The sequence below is a fragment of the Psychromonas arctica genome, from assembly GCF_036697365.1.
GTDB classification, from domain to species: domain Bacteria; phylum Pseudomonadota; class Gammaproteobacteria; order Enterobacterales; family Psychromonadaceae; genus Psychromonas; species Psychromonas arctica_A.
In genome coordinates this window covers 1-17179 of sequence record NZ_JBAHZA010000018.1, presented here as the reverse complement: position 1 = coordinate 17179, position 17179 = coordinate 1, and the positions used below count along the sequence as shown (strand labels likewise).

Below are 17179 nucleotides of genomic sequence, written 5' to 3'. Positions count from 1 at the left end.
GCAGTAGCAATACTGCACTTTTTTCAACCTAGGGTTTACTATGAATCCATTATTACCTGATGTACAACGCTTTTTAACTCACATTGCCAGCCAACGCGGATTAAGCCCGGTCACCATAAATAACTATCAGCGACACCTTACAGAATTTATAGATCTACTAACCGAACAACAAATAAAAAGCTGGCAAGTATTAGATACTCATCAAGTACGTCTGTTAGCAAAACAGCTACATCAGAATGGTATTAAAGCACGCTCGATCGCTACCAAACTCTCTGCTTTACGCTCTTTTCTTGAATATATGGTGAAGCATAGTTTATTGACCTTTAACCCTGCAAAAGGTGTCTCTGCACCTAAATTAGATAAACCTTTGCCAAAAAATATCAGCGTTGATGATATGGACCAACTATTAGCTATTGATGGAGATGATCCATTAACACTCAGAGACCATTGCATGATGGAGTTAATGTATTCATCTGGTTTACGGTTAAGTGAGTTAGTTAATATCAACTTAGGTGATATTAAACTATCTGCGAAAGAGATCATGGTAACAGGTAAAGGCAGTAAGCAACGTCTATTACCGATCACTAAAACTGCAATCGAAACGATGAGATTATGGTTAAAAGTCAGACCAGACTTTGCAGAACCTGGAGAAAAGGCACTATTTTTATCGAAACAGAAAAAACGAATTTCTACTCGTAGTGTACAAATGCGCATGGAGAAATGGGGTCTAGAGCAATCATTACCTAGCCATGTAAATCCGCATAAGCTTCGCCATTCCTTTGCGACACATATGCTAGAGTCGAGCGGTAATTTAAGAGCAGTACAAACCTTATTAGGTCATGCTGATCTAGCAACGACCCAAGTTTATACCCATTTAGATTTTCAGCATTTAGCAGAAGTGTACGATAAAGCCCACCCACGCGCTAAACGTAAAAAATAAGGTAAGATAACCGATGATATTTTATAAAACACTCCGTCCATTCAAAGCGATCAGCTTCGACCTCGATGATACCTTATACGATAACGAGCCGGTCATCATAAAAGCAGAAAAGCATTTTTTAGATTACCTGAAAAGTAATTACCCTAAGCTAGCCGAATTAGAAGAAAGAAGATGGAATCTATATAAAGCATTAATAGTTAAAGAAGATCCTAACTTAAAACACGATGTTACTGCATGGCGAAAAGCCGCTATTCAACGCGTAATGATAGTACATGGTATTGCGCCTGTTAATGCCATTACTTACTCAGAAACAGCATTACAAACCTTCATAGCATTACGCAGTGAAGTTGATGTACCGAATCAAAGCATCGAACTATTACAACAACTTGCTAAGCACTACCCTGTTGTAGCCATTACCAATGGTAATGTTGATGTTGAAAAAATAGGGCTACAAGATAAATTCCAATTTGTTTTAAAAGCGGGTAATGGCTTTAAAAGTAAACCTGATATTGCCTTATTTCAGCAAGCAGCAGATCAATTGAATATTAAAATCAGTGATATTCTTCATGTGGGAGATCACCTTAATAGTGATGTTTTTGGCGCGCAACAGCATGATGCTCAAGCAGTTTGGTTTAACCCTAATGGCTCTGCACTGGATGGAGCAAAACTCCTACCGACTATCGAGATGGCTGATCTTCAAGATCTCCTCAAATTATTATAAATAGACACCACATTTGTCACGACATAGATCATTCACATTTAATCTATGTTTCGGTATAGTTCTTATCTACTGAATAAATAAACAGGCTTTTCTATGGACGTATCTTACCTAATCGATGGTTTAAATGATCATCAACGCGCAGCAGTTTCTGCACCAGAACAAAACATGCTGGTATTAGCAGGTGCTGGCAGTGGTAAAACACGAGTATTAACCCATAGAATCGCTTGGTTAATGCAAGTAAACCATATTCCAACTTATGGTATTTTAGCAGTAACCTTTACTAATAAAGCAGCCAAAGAGATGCGTGGACGTATCGCTGATATTTGCCCTCAACAGATCGGCAGCATGTGGATTGGTACCTTCCACGGCATAGCACATCGATTATTACGCTTACACTATCAAGAAGCTAAATTACCAGAGCAGTTTCAAATTATAGATAGTGACGATCAACAAAAGATGATCAAACGTATTATCAAAAGCCTAGGGCTAGATGAAAAATACTACCCTCCTAAAGAATTACAGTGGTACATCAACGATAAAAAAGATGAAGGTTTACGGGCTAAACATATCGATCCAGGCTTTAGTTTACAAGAAAAGCAACGATTACAAGTGTATCAAGCCTATGAAGCGGCTTGTGAATTAGCAGGTTTGGTAGACTTTGCAGAGTTATTATTACGCGCACACGAATTATTACTCAATAACTCCGCTTTATTGCTACATTACCAACAACGCTTCCAACATGTATTGGTAGACGAATTCCAGGATACCAATAAATTACAATATGCTTGGTTAACGCTATTAACAGATAACGGTAATTATTTAACTATTGTTGGGGACGACGATCAGTCTATTTATGGTTGGCGTGGTGCTGATATTGAAAATATCCAACGTTTCTTAAAAGAGAAAAATTCACCGGTGACTATTCGTTTAGAACAAAATTACCGCTCGACTGGGAATATTCTTAAAGCTTCTAATCAATTGATCCAAAATAATAGCGATCGTCTCGGTAAAGAGCTTTGGACCAGCGGTGAAGATGGCGAACCAATTTCTATCTACAGTGCCTTTAATGACTACGATGAAGTACGTTATGTGACGAGCCAACTACAAACCTGGAAAAACGCCGGTAATAAATTAAGTGAATGTGCCATTTTATACCGCAGCAATGCGCAATCTCGTCTATTTGAAGAACAGTTAATGGCACAGCAAATCCCTTACCATATCTATGGTGGACAGCGTTTCTTCGACCGCCTAGAAATCAAAGACAGCATTGCTTACTTACGTTTAATGAACAATCATCAAGATGATGCAGCATTCGAGCGTATTGTTAATAAACCAAAACGTAAAATTGGTAACACCAGCCTAGATAAAATTCGAATTTGTGCCCGTGAGCAAGGCTATACATTGTGGCAAGCAAGTCAGTATTTAATAGAAAATAACTTGCTCAGTGCCGCTGCAAAATCATCATTAAATAGTTTCTTAACCTTAATTAACCGTTTTAAAGAAGAAACGTCAGAATTACCACTTTTCCAAATAGTAGATCACGTGACTCAACATTCCGGTTTAGTGGCTATGTTTGAGGCTGAAAAAGGTGAGAAATCACGCAGCCGAATTGAAAATTTACAAGAGCTAGTTTCTGCAACAAAAGCGTTTGTTATTCCAGAAGAAGAGCAAGAGATGGAAGAGCTTACTGCTTTTCTTGCTTATGCAGCATTAGAATCTGGTGATAATCAAGCAGATGAGTTTGAAGATGCCGTGCAATTAATGACAATGCACGCTGCAAAAGGTCTAGAGTTTCCACAAGTATTTATTGTAGGTGTTGAAGAAGGTATGTTTCCCGGCCAACAATCAGCAACTGATGAAACTCGTATGGCAGAAGAACGCCGCCTCTGTTACGTAGGGTTAACCCGAGCAATGGTGAAATTAACGTTATGTCATGCTGAAAGCAGGCGTTTATACGGACAAGAAAAATTTCATGCACCATCTCGCTTTATTAGTGAGTTACCCGATGAAAATGTAGATTACGTAAGAATGAAAGCGCAAGTTCGTCGCGCAGAGCCTAAAGTACAACAGCCTAAATTAGCGATTACTCAAGATATCCAAGGTTTTAAACTAGGCCAACAAGTCAGACATGCTAAGTTTGGCGAAGGTACTATCACTGCACAAGAAGGTAGCGGTGAAAATAGCCGCTTACAAGTGCATTTTGTAGGCGTTGGCAGCAAATGGTTAATGACGACTTATGCCCGCTTAGAAGTCATTTAATTTCCACCAGCAATAAATACCAACATATCTAGATTGATAAGGTTTTCTTGAGTTAAGAAAACCTTATCAATTACTTACCCTGTTTATAAAAAGCATAACACATCACATATCCAACATAACTTCTCGCTAAATGCTTAAAACTCGCTATTATGAAAAGGTTCTGTTTGTTTTTTAAACAGCACAAGGAGTAATATTTAGGAGATTATTATGCGCGTAAAACTGATTAAAGACTTTTTACTGTATATTGAAGATTGCCATAAAGCATTAGCCGAGCTATATCAAAGGCTAAGCCTTGAAGCCAACGACGAAAAAGTAAAACTCTTATTGGAATATATGAGAAATAAAGAGCAACTCTCATACTGCCACCTCCATCAATATGTACAACAAGCCCCATTAAGCCTCTTAAATACTTTATTAGAAGATATATTCGATCAAAGTTTTCCACAACGCTGCAAAGAACTTAAGTTTCAACCTGAACTGGCCTTAGAAGATGTTGTTACGCTAGCCATTCAATTAGATATGCAGCTCATTGAAGCTATGCAAGCCGCGACTGTTAATAGCAGTACCTCTGAAGCAGAAACCGCATTGGAAGACTTAACCTCTAAAGAGGAAGAGATGCTGTATCAAGTTGTCATGGCAAGTCATGAGTTTGAATATCTGTAAAAGCGCTGTAAATTTAATCATTATTTTAACTTTTAAGGTGTTGAACTGAATTAACTTCCTAGTCTTCACCTTAGATAAACGGTAGAATCTCACTACTTTATTTGTCCGAATCAATTAGTGAGTTATACATGAAAGCATTAATCCAAAACCTACTTGAACAAGCTGTCGCTTCTTTGCAAGCACAACAACTTATCCCTGCAGATGTTCAACCTCGTATCACTATTGATCGCACTAAGGACAAATCACACGGCGACTTCGCTAACAATCTTGCATTGATGTTAGCAAAACCAGCAAAACAAAACCCACGCGCATTAGCAGAACTGATCGTGAAAAATTTACCTGCTTCTGAATTAGTCATTAAAACTGAAATTGCTGGTCCTGGCTTCATTAACTTTTTCATCAACCCTAACTATCTTGAAAAGCAAATAGATAGCGCTTTTGCTGACTCACGTTTAAATGTAGAACTAACTTCTACACCGCAAACTATTGTTATTGATTACTCATCACCTAATCTAGCAAAAGAGATGCATGTTGGTCACTTACGATCAACAATCATCGGAGACTCAGTAACCCGTACTTTAGAACACCAAGGACATAAAGTGGTCCGTCAAAACCATGTAGGTGACTGGGGTACGCAGTTTGGTATGTTACTCGCTTATATGGAAGAGTTACGTGCGAAAGGGGAAGAGATCAACAAAAACCTAGCAAACCTAGAAGTATTCTACCGTGCTGCTAAAGGTCGTTTTGACGAATCAGAAGATTTTGCTAATCGTGCTCGTGACTTAGTGGTTGCACTACAAAGCGGTGACGCTGAATGTTTAGCACTATGGAAAGAATTCAAAGAGATCAGTATCTCTCACTGTCAAGAAGCATACGAGCGCATGGGTGTTAGCTTAGGTTTGGATGATGTTCGTGGTGAAAGCGCTTATAATGATGATCTTGCTCAAGTGGTAGAAGATTTAGATAGCAAAGGGTTATTACAAGAAAGCCAAGGTGCAAAATGTGTTTTCCTAGATAACTTTAAGAATAAAGAAGGCGAGCCATTACCTGTTATCATCAAGAAAAAAGACGGTGGTTTCTTATATGCTACTTCTGACTTAGCCGCTATCCGTTACCGTCAATCTGCATTAAATGCTGATCGCGTATTATACTTTGTAGATGCTCGTCAAGGTTTACACTTCCAACAAGTATTCGAAGTTGCACGTTTAGCAGAGTTTGTTAAAGCCGGTACCTCACTTGAACATATGCCTTTTGGTACTGTAATGGGTGAAGATGGTAAACCATTCAAAACGCGTGCTGGCTCCACTCCTAAACTAGCTGATTTGTTAACGGAAGCAGAAGAGCGAGCTTATGAGTTAGTAAAAGAAAAAAACCAAGATATGGCTGAACAAGAGCTACGTAAAATTGCGTCTGTTGTTGGTATTTCATCTGTTAAATATGCCGATCTTTCTAAAAACCGTACTAGCGATTACACCTTTAGTTTCGATAGCATGTTGAGCTTTGAGGGTAATACAGCACCTTATTTATTATACGCTTACACACGTGTAGCAAGTATCTTTAATAAAGCGGGTATTACTATTGATAGCATTACTGCCGAGGTCACCTTTACTGAAGAAAAAGAGAAAGACTTAGCGAATAAGTTAATGCAATTTAATGAAATCATTAACCAAGTAGGTAAACAAGGTATGCCACACTACCTATGTGCTTATTTGTTTGAATTAGCTGGTTTATTCTCAAGTTTTTACGAAGCTTGCCCGATTCTAATCGCTGAAAGTGAAACACAAAAACAAAGCCGCTTAAAACTAGCCGGTTTAACCGCTAAAACGTTACAGCAAGGCCTAGCTTTATTAGGTATTAACACATTGGAACGCATGTAAAAATGCCACGAGTCACACGTAGAAAACCCGCTAAACGGGGTGCAACTAAAAGAGGCAATACGCGTAAGCAAACTAAGCAGGGTTTCCCTTATATTGCTTGCTTTATTGCTATCTTATTAATTGCCTTTATCAGCTACTTTGTATTTGGTGTTGATAAACCACCAGTAGTACAAAAGCAGGTTGCCAAAAAGACGGTAAAAACTGAAGAAACTTTACCTGAGATGCCTCAGCCAAAGTGGGACTATGTCGATATTTTAAAAACTAAAGAAGTAAAGGTTGATATTCCGGTGGAAAAGAAGCCTACACGACCTTATCAAATGCAATGCGGCTCATTCAGAAATCAAGGTGATGCTGAATCACTGAAAGCTAAAATTGCTTTCCAAGGTTTAAATAGCATAGTTAAAAAAACTGGTAACTGGTATCGCGTTATTTTAGGACCATATGAACGTAAACGTCTGGCTGAAAAACAACGACACCAATTACAACGTGCAAAAATTAATGGCTGCCAAATCTGGTTTTGGCGTTAAACCTTAACAAGGAGGGCCAAGGCTCTCCTTTTCTTTAACTATTTCCCTTGAATTCAATAAATTCTGCCCCACCTTATAAATATCAAGCCTATAAAAATGGCATCTTCATTTATTCAACAAACAACAAAAGGTATCAATATGACTACTATTGTTTCTGTACGTCGCGGTAATCAAGTGGTTATCGGTGGTGATGGTCAGGTATCACTTGGTAACACTGTAATGAAAGGTAATGCGCGTAAAGTACACCGCCTGTACAACAATCAAGTCATTGCTGGCTTTGCTGGTGGTACTGCGGATGCATTCACCCTATTAGAGCGCTTTGAAGCGAAACTACAAGCTCACCAAGGTAACTTAGAGAGAGCGGCTGTTGAGCTAGCAAAAGATTGGCGTACTGATCGTATGCTCAGGAAATTAGAAGCATTACTGGCAGTCGCCGATAAAAAGCATTCCTATATCATTACCGGTAACGGTGATGTGGTTAGACCAGAAAATGATCTAATTGCCATTGGCTCTGGTGGTAACTTTGCACAATCAGCTGCAATGGCTTTACTAGAAAATACTGAATTATCAGCGCAAGACATTGTTGAAAAATCATTAACAATTGCCGGTAACATTTGTGTATTTACCAATTCAAACCAAACTATCGAGTGTATTGATACAGATACTGATACCGACGTAGCCACTACAAAATAGGATTTATGATGACTAACAATATGACTCCACAACAAATCGCGCAGGAATTGGATCGCCACATCATCGGCCAAAGTAAAGCAAAACGTGCAGTGGCTATTGCTTTACGTAATCGCTGGCGCCGTATGCAACTTGATGAAGATATTCGTCATGAAGTAACGCCTAAAAACATTCTGATGATCGGTCCAACTGGTGTTGGTAAAACAGAAATTGCTCGTCGTTTAGCAAAACTAGCTAATGCACCTTTTATTAAGGTAGAAGCAACTAAATTTACTGAAGTCGGTTATGTTGGTAAAGAAGTTGAGAGTATCGTTAAAGATCTTGTTGAAGCCGCAATCAAAATTACTAAAGAACAGGAATTAGCAAAAGTAACAGCTAAAGCAGAAGACTTGGCTGAAGATCGCATCTTAGATATTCTCATTCCACCAGCTAAAACTGCAACAGAATGGGATGTAAATAGCTCTGAAGTAGCTGAAGAAGGCCCAGCAAGACAATCTTTCCGTAAGAAATTACGTGAAGGTAAATTAGATGATAAAGAAGTAGAAATTGATGTACCTGCACCACAAATAGGTGTTGAAATCATGGCTCCTCCTGGTATGGAAGAGATGACTAACCAGCTACAAGGTATGTTCCAAAACCTAGGTAATAAAGGTGAGTCGAAGAAACGCATGATGAAGATTAAAGATGCGTTAAAAGCCTTAGTTGAATCTGAAGCATCAAAACTACTTAATCAAGAAGACCTTAAAGAGAAAGCAATTTACGCAGCAGAAAATAACGGCATCATTTTCATCGATGAGATCGATAAAATCTGTAAGCGCGGTGAATCATCAGGCCCAGATGTTTCTCGTGAAGGTGTACAACGTGACTTATTGCCACTAATTGAAGGTTCAACAGTACAAACTAAACACGGTATGGTAAAAACTGACCACATGTTATTTATTGCATCTGGTGCATTCCAAGTAGCTAAACCTTCGGATCTCATTCCTGAGTTACAGGGTCGCCTACCAATTCGTGTTGAGTTAGAAGCATTACGTGAACAAGATCTTGCGCGTATATTAACTGAGCCAAAAGCATCGTTAAGTGAACAATATCAAGCGTTACTTGCAACGGAAGGTGTTAGCATTAACTTTACTGAATGTGGAATTAACAAAATAGCTAAATCAGCATGGCAAGTAAACGAGACCACTGAAAACATTGGTGCACGTCGTTTACACACCTTAATGGAACACATTATGGATGAGCTTTCATATGAAGCCACAGAGCGCTCTGGCGAGTCGATTACTATTGATGAAGCCTACGTAGCTAATATGCTTGATGAAGTGGTTCAGGATGAAGATTTAACACGTTACATTCTATAAAGACTAAATAAACTTAATTTTAAATTAAGTTATAAAAAAGCCCCTCATAACGTTGTTATTAGGGGCTTTTTACTAGTAGATAATAAACACTATTATATTTGTTTAAAAAGGGCTTTCTTTATTTAACGTTTCACAAAGTGAAATAATTCCTAACGCTAAAGAGGACTTAATGACCTGCTGCTGTCTCTCTAATTGCATTTTATAAAATGTTAAATCGGTATCATCTGGAACAGCTTTCACTGAATCAAAAATACCTACATTCATATTCTTAAACAAATGCAGTGATTTAATCGCTTCAGCTATAGGTGCATCTGTAAAATGATAATCAGCACTATCGTTACTCAGTAAGTTTTTTAGTTTAATAACGCACTCTATATCTTGATAAACAAGGTGTGGAATAGCTCCTAAACCAAATAACAATTTCAAACGAACCGATAATTCGCCTAATGGCCCTGAGTCTTTCAATAAAGGCCCAACTACAGATTGCACTGCAAAATCATCTTTTAAAAAAATACGTTCAATTAATGCTTGTATAAGCTGTTCAAAAATATCAACAGTAGAGATAAAAAAACCACGCGCTGTAGCACTTTCATTTAAACATTCTAGTATTTCATTTTCTTGTAGTTGTTTCGACATAAGCTCAGCTAATTAGGGTTATGCGGAGCTAGTGCCCCGCACAACTGTTTTATTAAGCCATTGCTAGAAATAGCTTCTCAATCTTGATTGCTTCGGCACTATCTTCTGCTAAACCAGTGTATTTAGATAATGTCGCTAAGAATCCAATCTCTTGCAATGATGCTTGTAATTCAATTGCTTGTGGGTCATCGCTGTTAGTATACTTAAATGCTGCAGCAATACCTTTCAACAGCATATCATTAGCTGTAGCGTATTCAATTGTGCCTAATAGTGGTTTAACTAGACGATCGTTCTCACCTAATTTACGAATTGGCTGACGGCCTACGCGATCAATTTCATCGTGTAAGTATGGGTTAGCAAAACGACCAATAATTTTTTCAATGTAAGCATTATGCGCTTCACGCTCAAAGCCATAACGGTTAATTAATACTTCACCACTTTCTTGCATCGCCTGCTTAACTTGCGCACAGATAGCTTCATCATCAATTGCATCTTTTACCGTTGCGTAATCAGCTAACGCCCCTAAATAAGCAGTCATGATGTGACCTGTATTTAAAGTAAATAATTTACGCTCGATAAATGCCATTAGGTTGTCAGTTTTTTGCATACCTTCAATAACAGGCACTTCACCACGGAACTGTTGTTCATCCACAATCCATTCGCTAAAGCTTTCCACAGTTACTTCTAAAGGATCATCAGACTCAGAAGGTGGAACGATACGGTCTACCGCTGAATCAACAAAACCAACTAAGCGTTCTGCTTGTGCGTGATATTTTTCATCTAAATGTTTGAATACTTCTGCTTTTAAGAAGCTAGTACCACGGATCATATTTTCACAAGCAATGATATTTAAGAATGCTTCATTGTTTGCTTCGAAACGCATTGCTAGGCCTTGTGCTAATTTGCTTGCAATAATCACTAATACGTTTGGACCTACCGCTGTTGTGATAAGGTCTGTTTCGCTAATTAAGCCTACTAAGTCATCACTAGTAGAGTTGATTGCGTTTACACCTGAAACAACTTCTGTTTTACATTCTGCGCCTACTACCTTCACATTGTATGTATTCAGAGAGTTTAGTAAGTTGATCACTTTTTCATCGACATCTGCAAATGTAACTTTAATGCCTGCATCTGCTAGTAGTTTACCAATAAAGCCACGACCAATGTTACCTGCGCCAAAATGAATTGATTTCATTGTTTTTTCCTTCTTTTTATTAATATTGAACGAAAAAACGCCGGTAAAGACCAGCGTTTTGATTTAAGCCAGAGTTGACTAACTTAATATACTCAATACTTTTTGAACATCTTTACTATTGATCAATGTTTCGATAGCTTCTTCATCATCTAATGCATTAGTGATGGTTGTGATAACACTAATGTGCTCATCATTTTTAGCTGCGATACCGATAACTAGTTTAGCGATATCATCTTCATCATCACCGAACAATACACCTTCAGAGTATTGACATACCACGATACCTGTTTTGATTACGCTTTCTTTCGCTTCAATCGTACCATGTGGAACCGCAATTGATTCACCTAGGTAAGTCGTTACTAATTTTTCACGCTCAAACATACCTTCGATGTAAGCTGGTTCAGCATAACCTAGTTTAACTAGTTGCTCACCGGCAAACTGGATAGCTTGTTCTTTGTTTTCTGCTTTAAGACCAAGGTGAATATTTTCAGCAGTTAACTCAAATACAGGCTTTTCTGCAGGCGCTTCTTCAACAACTGGCGCAGCCGGTGCAGCAGCTGGAGTACCAGATGAAGCGATGATTTCAGATACTAATCCATCATACAACGTGCTGTCTAAGAAGTTAGTTAATGATAAGTGCTTAGCTTGACCAGCATGCTTGATTGCACGTGGAGTTAAGTCTTTATGTGTAATAACGATATCAACATCACCAGGAAGGTTGTTGATAGCACAGTTAGTAACACTAATATCTAAACCTGCAGATTTAACTTTCTTAGCTAATAAGCTTGCGCCCATTGCACTAGAACCCATACCTGCATCACAAGCAACAATGATTTTGTTTACTTTACCCATGTCAACTTCAGCACCACCTTGTGCAGCAGCTGCTGGAGCATTTTTCATGTTTTTCATTTGGCTAGAAGCTTCAGCTAGTTTATCACCTTCGTCTTCACCTAAATCTTTTTGTGTTTTCATTAATACAGAAGCAACAATGAAAGATACAGATGCAGATGCAACTACTGATAACACAACACCAATTAAAGATGCTTTAGGTGTTAATAGTAAGATTGCGAAGATAGAACCTGGAGATGCTGGAGATAAAAGACCCGCATTGAATAATGTTAGTGTGAATACACCAGTCATACCACCTGCGATAACAGCAAGGATTAAACGTGGGTTCATTAATACGTATGGGAAGTAAATCTCATGGATACCACCGAAGAAGTGAATGATAGATGCACCACTTGCAGTTTGTTTAGCTGTACCTTTACCAAATACCATGTAAGCAAGTAGTAGACCTAGACCAGGACCTGGGTTTGCTTCGATAAGGAAGAAGATTGATTGACCTAATTCTGTAGACTGCTGAATACCTAGCGGAGAGAAAATACCGTGGTTAATCGCATTGTTTAAGAATAGGATTTTAGCTGGCTCAACAAAGATTGAAGTAAGTGGTAATAAACCCGCTTCAACTAGGAAGTTAACGCCTGCAGCTAGTGCTTCAGAAAGTACGTTTACAGCTGGACCAATCAAGTAGTAAGAGATGATCGCTAAGATCATACCGATAATACCTGAAGAGAAGTTGTTTACTAGCATTTCAAAACCACTTTTCACTTTACCGTGAACCGCTTTATCGAATTTGCTAATTGCATAACCACCTAGTGGACCAACAATCATCGCACCTAGGAACATTGGAATTTCAGTACCAACGATAACACCCATTGTAGTGATAGCACCAACAACAGCACCACGATCACCACCGATTAATTTACCACCTGTATAACCAATTAATAAAGGAAGTAAGAATTTAATCATCGGTCCTACTAATTGAGACAATTGCTCATTAGGGAACCAACCTGTTGGAATAAAGAGTGCAGTAATAAAACCCCACGCGATAAACGCACCAATGTTTGGCATAACCATATTTGATAGGAACCTACCAAAGTTCTGTACTCTGATTTTAGCTTCGGATGATATCATTTCATTTCCCCGTTCATTTTGTTATTAATAATGTTAATTAACAGTTGATTAAAAACTGCCGTATTAGGTTTGATACAATTAATTTAGCACATAAAAAGAAATATAGAATAGCCACTCAATTGCTGTGAAGACGATCACTAAAAGCATGGCAACAGCCCTACTTTTGATACATAAGTCACTTAAATCAGGTGTACTATTGTTACAAACTGTAAATATAAAAATTCACGCACTAAAAATAGTGATATTAATCACATTTAGCATGCGGGGAAAATATCACAAAAGAGACGTATGTCTCGTTAAATTATGCAATAAATGAGATAACAATTAATTAGAGTGATATAGATCTCTTTATTTTAATCAAATAAACTCATTTGTAATTTTATTACATAAAGTTACATTAATAAAAACCGCTAACAAGCGTGATTTTTTGCATCAGGAAATTTTTCTTATTACCTATTACTTCCTTGTCACAGCATGATCTTCTTACATTTTTGTGACAAAAAATATCAGTTAAAAATATATGACTCAGGATGTAAATAACTTAAAAGTTATTTAATACAAAATTTAACCATACATGCCTAATCATGAAATAAATTCATCATCTAGTCTAAAACAACTTAATTTTTATTATCCGAAAATAGATATATTTTGATTAAAAATCACATTACTAATAATCACACACAAGAGTAAAAATATAATTTCAATTAAAAGAATTTATATACGTATTGAACATTCTCTTTCTAAGGTTGGTAAAACCCCACTAACTTGATTTTAGTAGTTTAACTTTTGATGGAGCCATAGGGGTATTGTCTGCCGGAACACGTATTGATTCAGTCCATGCTTCAGGCATATCTAACGCACCAACAGCTTTGACCATACACCTAATATTTTTGCCTACATCATCGGATGTAATTTGATACTCATTACTAGTGGTGTAAGTTAATGGGTAAGCATTTGCAAACCAGTAGTAACGAATATCTGTAATACCCTCTACATTTGCTTGGCAAATTATTGTACTTCCTTCAGTTTGATCACCCGTAATGACAGGTCTGCTGGTGAATATATCAGGAAGAGCCATAATATTACTGGTTTTTTGTAATACTTCTATCGAGTCGATAGTGAAGTCTTCTCGATCAGAGCTTGGCTCTCCATCCCATGACCTTAAAGCATAATCTAATTGTAGATCTAACCTTTCTAGATAAGTTGGAGGAGTTGTAACTCTACCTACTTCAACCCATTTATCATTCCCATCAGTGTCCTTTATCGTCACGTTGATATAAGTCATATCGTCATCAATAACAAACTCCCAAGTATGGTACTCACCATCCCAAAACTCTATACCACCTTCAATTTTGCTTTTTGCTTCAGTCAATTGACCACTATATGCTTTATAACTTTTATAACTATCAGCACTTTTAGCAAATATATTATCTACGGCAGCATAGTGGTAATGTGAGGCTAATCCATTTAACCAAGTCCCATTTTTTCCGTCAAACTCAAACCAATCAACTTCAATTCTATTAGCTGTTCGCCAGAATAGAAAATCAGGGTCATATGACCAAAATGCAGGAAACAACCCTCCAGCTAAATCAGCTTGTGCAACTTCAGGAAACATACTACGGATACGGAATATTTTAGGACCTTTCCAGGTATATCCATAACCAAGATCATTAACACTATAAAAAGCAGCAGCTTTCCACCTATCATTTACTTTCAATAAAGAAAGCGACTGCTTTTGTTCAGATTCATCATATTCATAAACATTGGTAGTATCATTTGGGGCAATTAATGTAGCAGAAGATCCGACTGCCGTATTGAATCCGGGAGCAGACCACAAGTCTGATTCACCGCTATAACTAGCTTTTACGCGATCACTTCTAAAGTCATCATAAAAAACACGCTCAAATCCTTCTATATCGACAGGAGATCCACCGCCATTAGTTTTAACATCAGTATTATTAATACTGCTTCCCCATTCAGTCCATTGATCATTATCGTGAACATATCGATCGGGAAAGTCCTCTTTGTCCATTACAGGCTTATTTATTTTATAAACATGAGTATCAGGTAAATTAATAGCATTATCGCTATCGTCTAGCCTATGTGCGGCCCAACCTGTCATTTTTCTTACCATTGCTTCAGTTGGTTCCGTCAAACCAAAGGCTAATGTATCGTACGCCCAGGCCATATTACCGTCACTATCATCGCCTATGTAAGACGAAGTATCATTGCCAATTTCAGCATTGGCATAACGTTCAGGTTGAGGTGATTCAGTAGAAAGGTTAACTCCATTCACAGAAGCAAACATTTGACCATAACGGATACCAGTGACAATAACATTCCAGGTTTCACCATCAGCAACCACTTCTGTTTTGGTTGTCATGATTCTTTTATCCAGTCCATTTTCATTGCGTCCAACAAACTGAATATTTAACCCTGTGCTCTTGTTATACCAGATTTTAGGAGAAGATTTATTTGAAGCATTACCTCGGTTAATATCAACCATCACTGTTGTATCATCATCACCCGAATCGGCATCGATACGAAAAGTAAAAATAGTCCAACGATAAGCCCACCTAGCTTCTCTTTGCCCACTCATTGTTAAATATTGACCAGAGTTTTCTGTAAACTCAATACCATTATTATTAGACAACTTTTCAGGTCGCAAACTAGTTGTTGATTGTGTTGCGTTACGAACACTATTACCACGTGAACTGTGAGTAGCTACTTCACCTACTTCTACATCATCTTGGAAATAAGCTGTCATTATCCATTCAGGAAAAAGGTTTAAACCCCAAGTTACTTTTTCATCATTATTTTCAACTTCATCTTTTGCGATTCGCATTGATAAAGGTAATCGCCCATCCGTTTGCTCTAAAATTGAAACAGCACCATCACCATCTACATCATAATTAGCAGTTAACTCCGGATACTCAGCTTGTAAATAGTCTAATAAAGTTTTTCGCTCCTGATCATCGTATAGACCATTATTGTCAGTATCAAAATTCACATAGGTGGCTGAAAGAACAAATGGAGATAGTGTTAAAGAAAGGCATAGAATTAATTTAATAAGGAAGTTCATTGTTATATTTCCATATATGAAAGCGAATAAATACGATACTTACAAACACAGACTAGTACCTATTACTTTTAATATCTACTCATTTAGTGATGTAAATAATACAATCAAGCTAAAATATAAAATCAAAATCTATTAAATATTTGTAAAACCATATAGTTAATAACTGAAGCAACAGAAAAAACTAAAAGATATTTTGTAAACTGGATAATTAAGAAATGAAGGGATTCGTAACCATCAGCCACATAATATGATTAGCGGCTCTTAAAATAGTAAACCAATATCAACATGGTAAGTATATTTTCAATAAAAATAGTAGAGATTAATACCAATTGCATTAAATAAGTGATCTAAATTTTGCGCAGGAAAAATGACTTAGTTTAAGGCGTAACTTAAGCCTTTCGACGATTAACTTCGTTAATAGTTGTTCTATTTACGAAAGTTACAACGAAGAAATAAGTTATTTTAACAAGTAAAATAGATCAGTTACTTAGTGATATTAGTAGCATTAAGAGGCTCGGGCATTAACTTAGTCGCACTGGCATCACAAGCGATGGTAATACCTTATGTAAATAAAGTCATTATACGTGCTCACCTTAAAAAAATACTCACGAGTAATGTCAAATATCGGCATACCGTAATTATTAAGGATGGAGCAAGTTATACCAATTCCATTAATTAACTGGTCAAATTAATCCACGATCTTAAGCATCAAAAAAGATTAACACAGAAAACTGCAGGCTGAAGCTAGCGCCCCTTAAAAGATGTTTCGTCACTGGAAGGGTAAATATCGCTAGGCTCAGATACTCTTAAATTCCAGACATAAAAAAACCCTGTCGACGTAAGTCAACAGGGTTCGTTTAATTAGGCGCTTGGCGATGACCTACTTTCACATGGGGAGACCCCACACTATCATCGGCGCAGCTGCGTTTCACTTCTGAGTTCGGCATGGGATCAGGTGGTACCACAGCGCTATGGCCGCCAAGCATAAATTGTAATTAGGAAAGTGACATTCTAATGTTCTTTTTCGTTGTTCTATTCAATCAGAAATATGTAAATACGCTATCACAAGCGTTTATATTTTAACGTCTTCTTTGACAATCTTGGTAAACACCAACACTACTTAGGTGTTGTATGGTTAAGCCTCACGGGTAATTAGTACAAGTTAGCTCAATACGTTACCGCACTTACACACCTTGCCTATCAACGTTGTAGTCTCCAACGGCCCTTTAGGGAACTTAAAGTTCCAGTGAGAACTCA

The 17179-nt window shown here is 37.5% G+C and carries 12 protein-coding genes and 2 rRNA genes; 8 read left to right on the top strand and 6 right to left on the bottom strand.

Annotation, left to right across the window (positions count from 1 at the left end):
* The first annotated feature begins 40 nt into the window (after positions 1 to 40).
* The 8 genes from xerC (at position 41) to hslU (ending at position 9035) form a co-directional block, all read left to right on the top strand.
* A complete protein-coding gene (gene xerC / locus V5290_RS15515) occupies positions 41 to 940 on the top strand; it encodes a tyrosine recombinase XerC (RefSeq protein WP_333387814.1) in 900 nt (299 codons plus the stop codon).
* 13 nt (positions 941 to 953) lie between these two features.
* The gene (locus tag V5290_RS15510; RefSeq protein WP_333387811.1) at positions 954 to 1661 is read left to right on the top strand and encodes an HAD-IA family hydrolase; all 708 of its coding nucleotides are present in this window, start codon (positions 954 to 956) and stop codon (positions 1659 to 1661) included.
* Positions 1662 to 1754: 93 nt separating this feature from the next.
* Positions 1755 to 3920 carry a DNA helicase II gene (uvrD, locus tag V5290_RS15505; protein WP_333387808.1) on the top strand — a complete coding sequence of 722 codons (2166 nt, stop codon included), beginning with the start codon at positions 1755 to 1757 and terminating at the stop codon, positions 3918 to 3920.
* Between the two features lie 207 nt (positions 3921 to 4127).
* Positions 4128 to 4583 carry a hypothetical protein gene (locus V5290_RS15500; RefSeq protein ID WP_333387805.1) on the top strand — a complete coding sequence of 152 codons (456 nt, stop codon included), beginning with the start codon at positions 4128 to 4130 and terminating at the stop codon, positions 4581 to 4583.
* Between the two features lie 128 nt (positions 4584 to 4711).
* Positions 4712 to 6460, top strand: coding sequence for an arginine--tRNA ligase (gene argS / locus V5290_RS15495; RefSeq protein ID WP_333387802.1), 1749 nt, complete (start codon positions 4712 to 4714; stop codon positions 6458 to 6460).
* Positions 6461 to 6462: 2 nt separating this feature from the next.
* Positions 6463 to 6987 carry an SPOR domain-containing protein gene (locus tag V5290_RS15490; protein ID WP_333387799.1) on the top strand — a complete coding sequence of 175 codons (525 nt, stop codon included), beginning with the start codon at positions 6463 to 6465 and terminating at the stop codon, positions 6985 to 6987.
* A gap of 138 nt (positions 6988 to 7125) precedes the next feature.
* Positions 7126 to 7680, top strand: coding sequence for an ATP-dependent protease subunit HslV (hslV, locus tag V5290_RS15485; protein WP_333387796.1), 555 nt, complete (start codon positions 7126 to 7128; stop codon positions 7678 to 7680).
* Between the two features lie 8 nt (positions 7681 to 7688).
* The gene (hslU, locus tag V5290_RS15480) at positions 7689 to 9035 is read left to right on the top strand and encodes an ATP-dependent protease ATPase subunit HslU (protein WP_333387793.1); all 1347 of its coding nucleotides are present in this window, start codon (positions 7689 to 7691) and stop codon (positions 9033 to 9035) included.
* Between the two features lie 102 nt (positions 9036 to 9137).
* Here the strand turns inward: hslU and V5290_RS15475 are convergent, their stop codons facing one another.
* The 6 genes from V5290_RS15475 to V5290_RS15450 form a co-directional block, all read right to left on the bottom strand.
* Positions 9138 to 9671, bottom strand: coding sequence for an MltR family transcriptional regulator (locus V5290_RS15475; RefSeq protein WP_333387790.1), 534 nt, complete (start codon positions 9669 to 9671; stop codon positions 9138 to 9140).
* Positions 9672 to 9723: 52 nt separating this feature from the next.
* Positions 9724 to 10866 (bottom strand): mannitol-1-phosphate 5-dehydrogenase, encoded by a 1143-nt coding sequence (locus V5290_RS15470; protein WP_290041515.1) that lies wholly within the window; start codon positions 10864 to 10866, stop codon positions 9724 to 9726.
* 78 nt (positions 10867 to 10944) lie between these two features.
* Positions 10945 to 12840: a PTS mannitol transporter subunit IICBA gene (locus tag V5290_RS15465; RefSeq protein WP_333387785.1), complete on the bottom strand. Its 1896-nt coding sequence runs from the start codon at positions 12838 to 12840 to the stop codon at positions 10945 to 10947.
* Between the two features lie 760 nt (positions 12841 to 13600).
* Positions 13601 to 15922, bottom strand: a complete 2322-nt coding sequence (locus tag V5290_RS15460) for a hypothetical protein (RefSeq protein WP_333387782.1) — start codon at positions 15920 to 15922, stop codon at positions 13601 to 13603.
* An 867-nt stretch (positions 15923 to 16789) separates the two neighbouring features.
* Positions 16790 to 16905, bottom strand: a 5S ribosomal RNA gene (gene rrf / locus V5290_RS15455).
* Between the two features lie 148 nt (positions 16906 to 17053).
* Positions 17054 to 17179, bottom strand: a 23S ribosomal RNA gene (locus tag V5290_RS15450); the annotation flags it as partial.

Bases quoted from the DNA above. Each gene is read 5' to 3' on its own strand.
- xerC (WP_333387814.1), top strand. From the start codon at position 41: ATGAATCCATTATTACCTGATGTACAACGCTTTTTAACTCACATTGCC.
- V5290_RS15510 (WP_333387811.1), top strand. From the start codon at position 954: ATGATATTTTATAAAACACTCCGTCCATTCAAAGCGATCAGCTTCGAC.
- uvrD (WP_333387808.1), top strand. From the start codon at position 1,755: ATGGACGTATCTTACCTAATCGATGGTTTAAATGATCATCAACGCGCA.
- V5290_RS15500 (WP_333387805.1), top strand. From the start codon at position 4,128: ATGCGCGTAAAACTGATTAAAGACTTTTTACTGTATATTGAAGATTGC.
- argS (WP_333387802.1), top strand. From the start codon at position 4,712: ATGAAAGCATTAATCCAAAACCTACTTGAACAAGCTGTCGCTTCTTTG.
- V5290_RS15490 (WP_333387799.1), top strand. From the start codon at position 6,463: ATGCCACGAGTCACACGTAGAAAACCCGCTAAACGGGGTGCAACTAAA.
- hslV (WP_333387796.1), top strand. From the start codon at position 7,126: ATGACTACTATTGTTTCTGTACGTCGCGGTAATCAAGTGGTTATCGGT.
- hslU (WP_333387793.1), top strand. From the start codon at position 7,689: ATGACTAACAATATGACTCCACAACAAATCGCGCAGGAATTGGATCGC.
- V5290_RS15475 (WP_333387790.1), bottom strand. From the start codon at position 9,671: ATGTCGAAACAACTACAAGAAAATGAAATACTAGAATGTTTAAATGAA.
- V5290_RS15470 (WP_290041515.1), bottom strand. From the start codon at position 10,866: ATGAAATCAATTCATTTTGGCGCAGGTAACATTGGTCGTGGCTTTATT.
- V5290_RS15465 (WP_333387785.1), bottom strand. From the start codon at position 12,840: ATGATATCATCCGAAGCTAAAATCAGAGTACAGAACTTTGGTAGGTTC.
- V5290_RS15460 (WP_333387782.1), bottom strand. From the start codon at position 15,922: ATGAACTTCCTTATTAAATTAATTCTATGCCTTTCTTTAACACTATCT.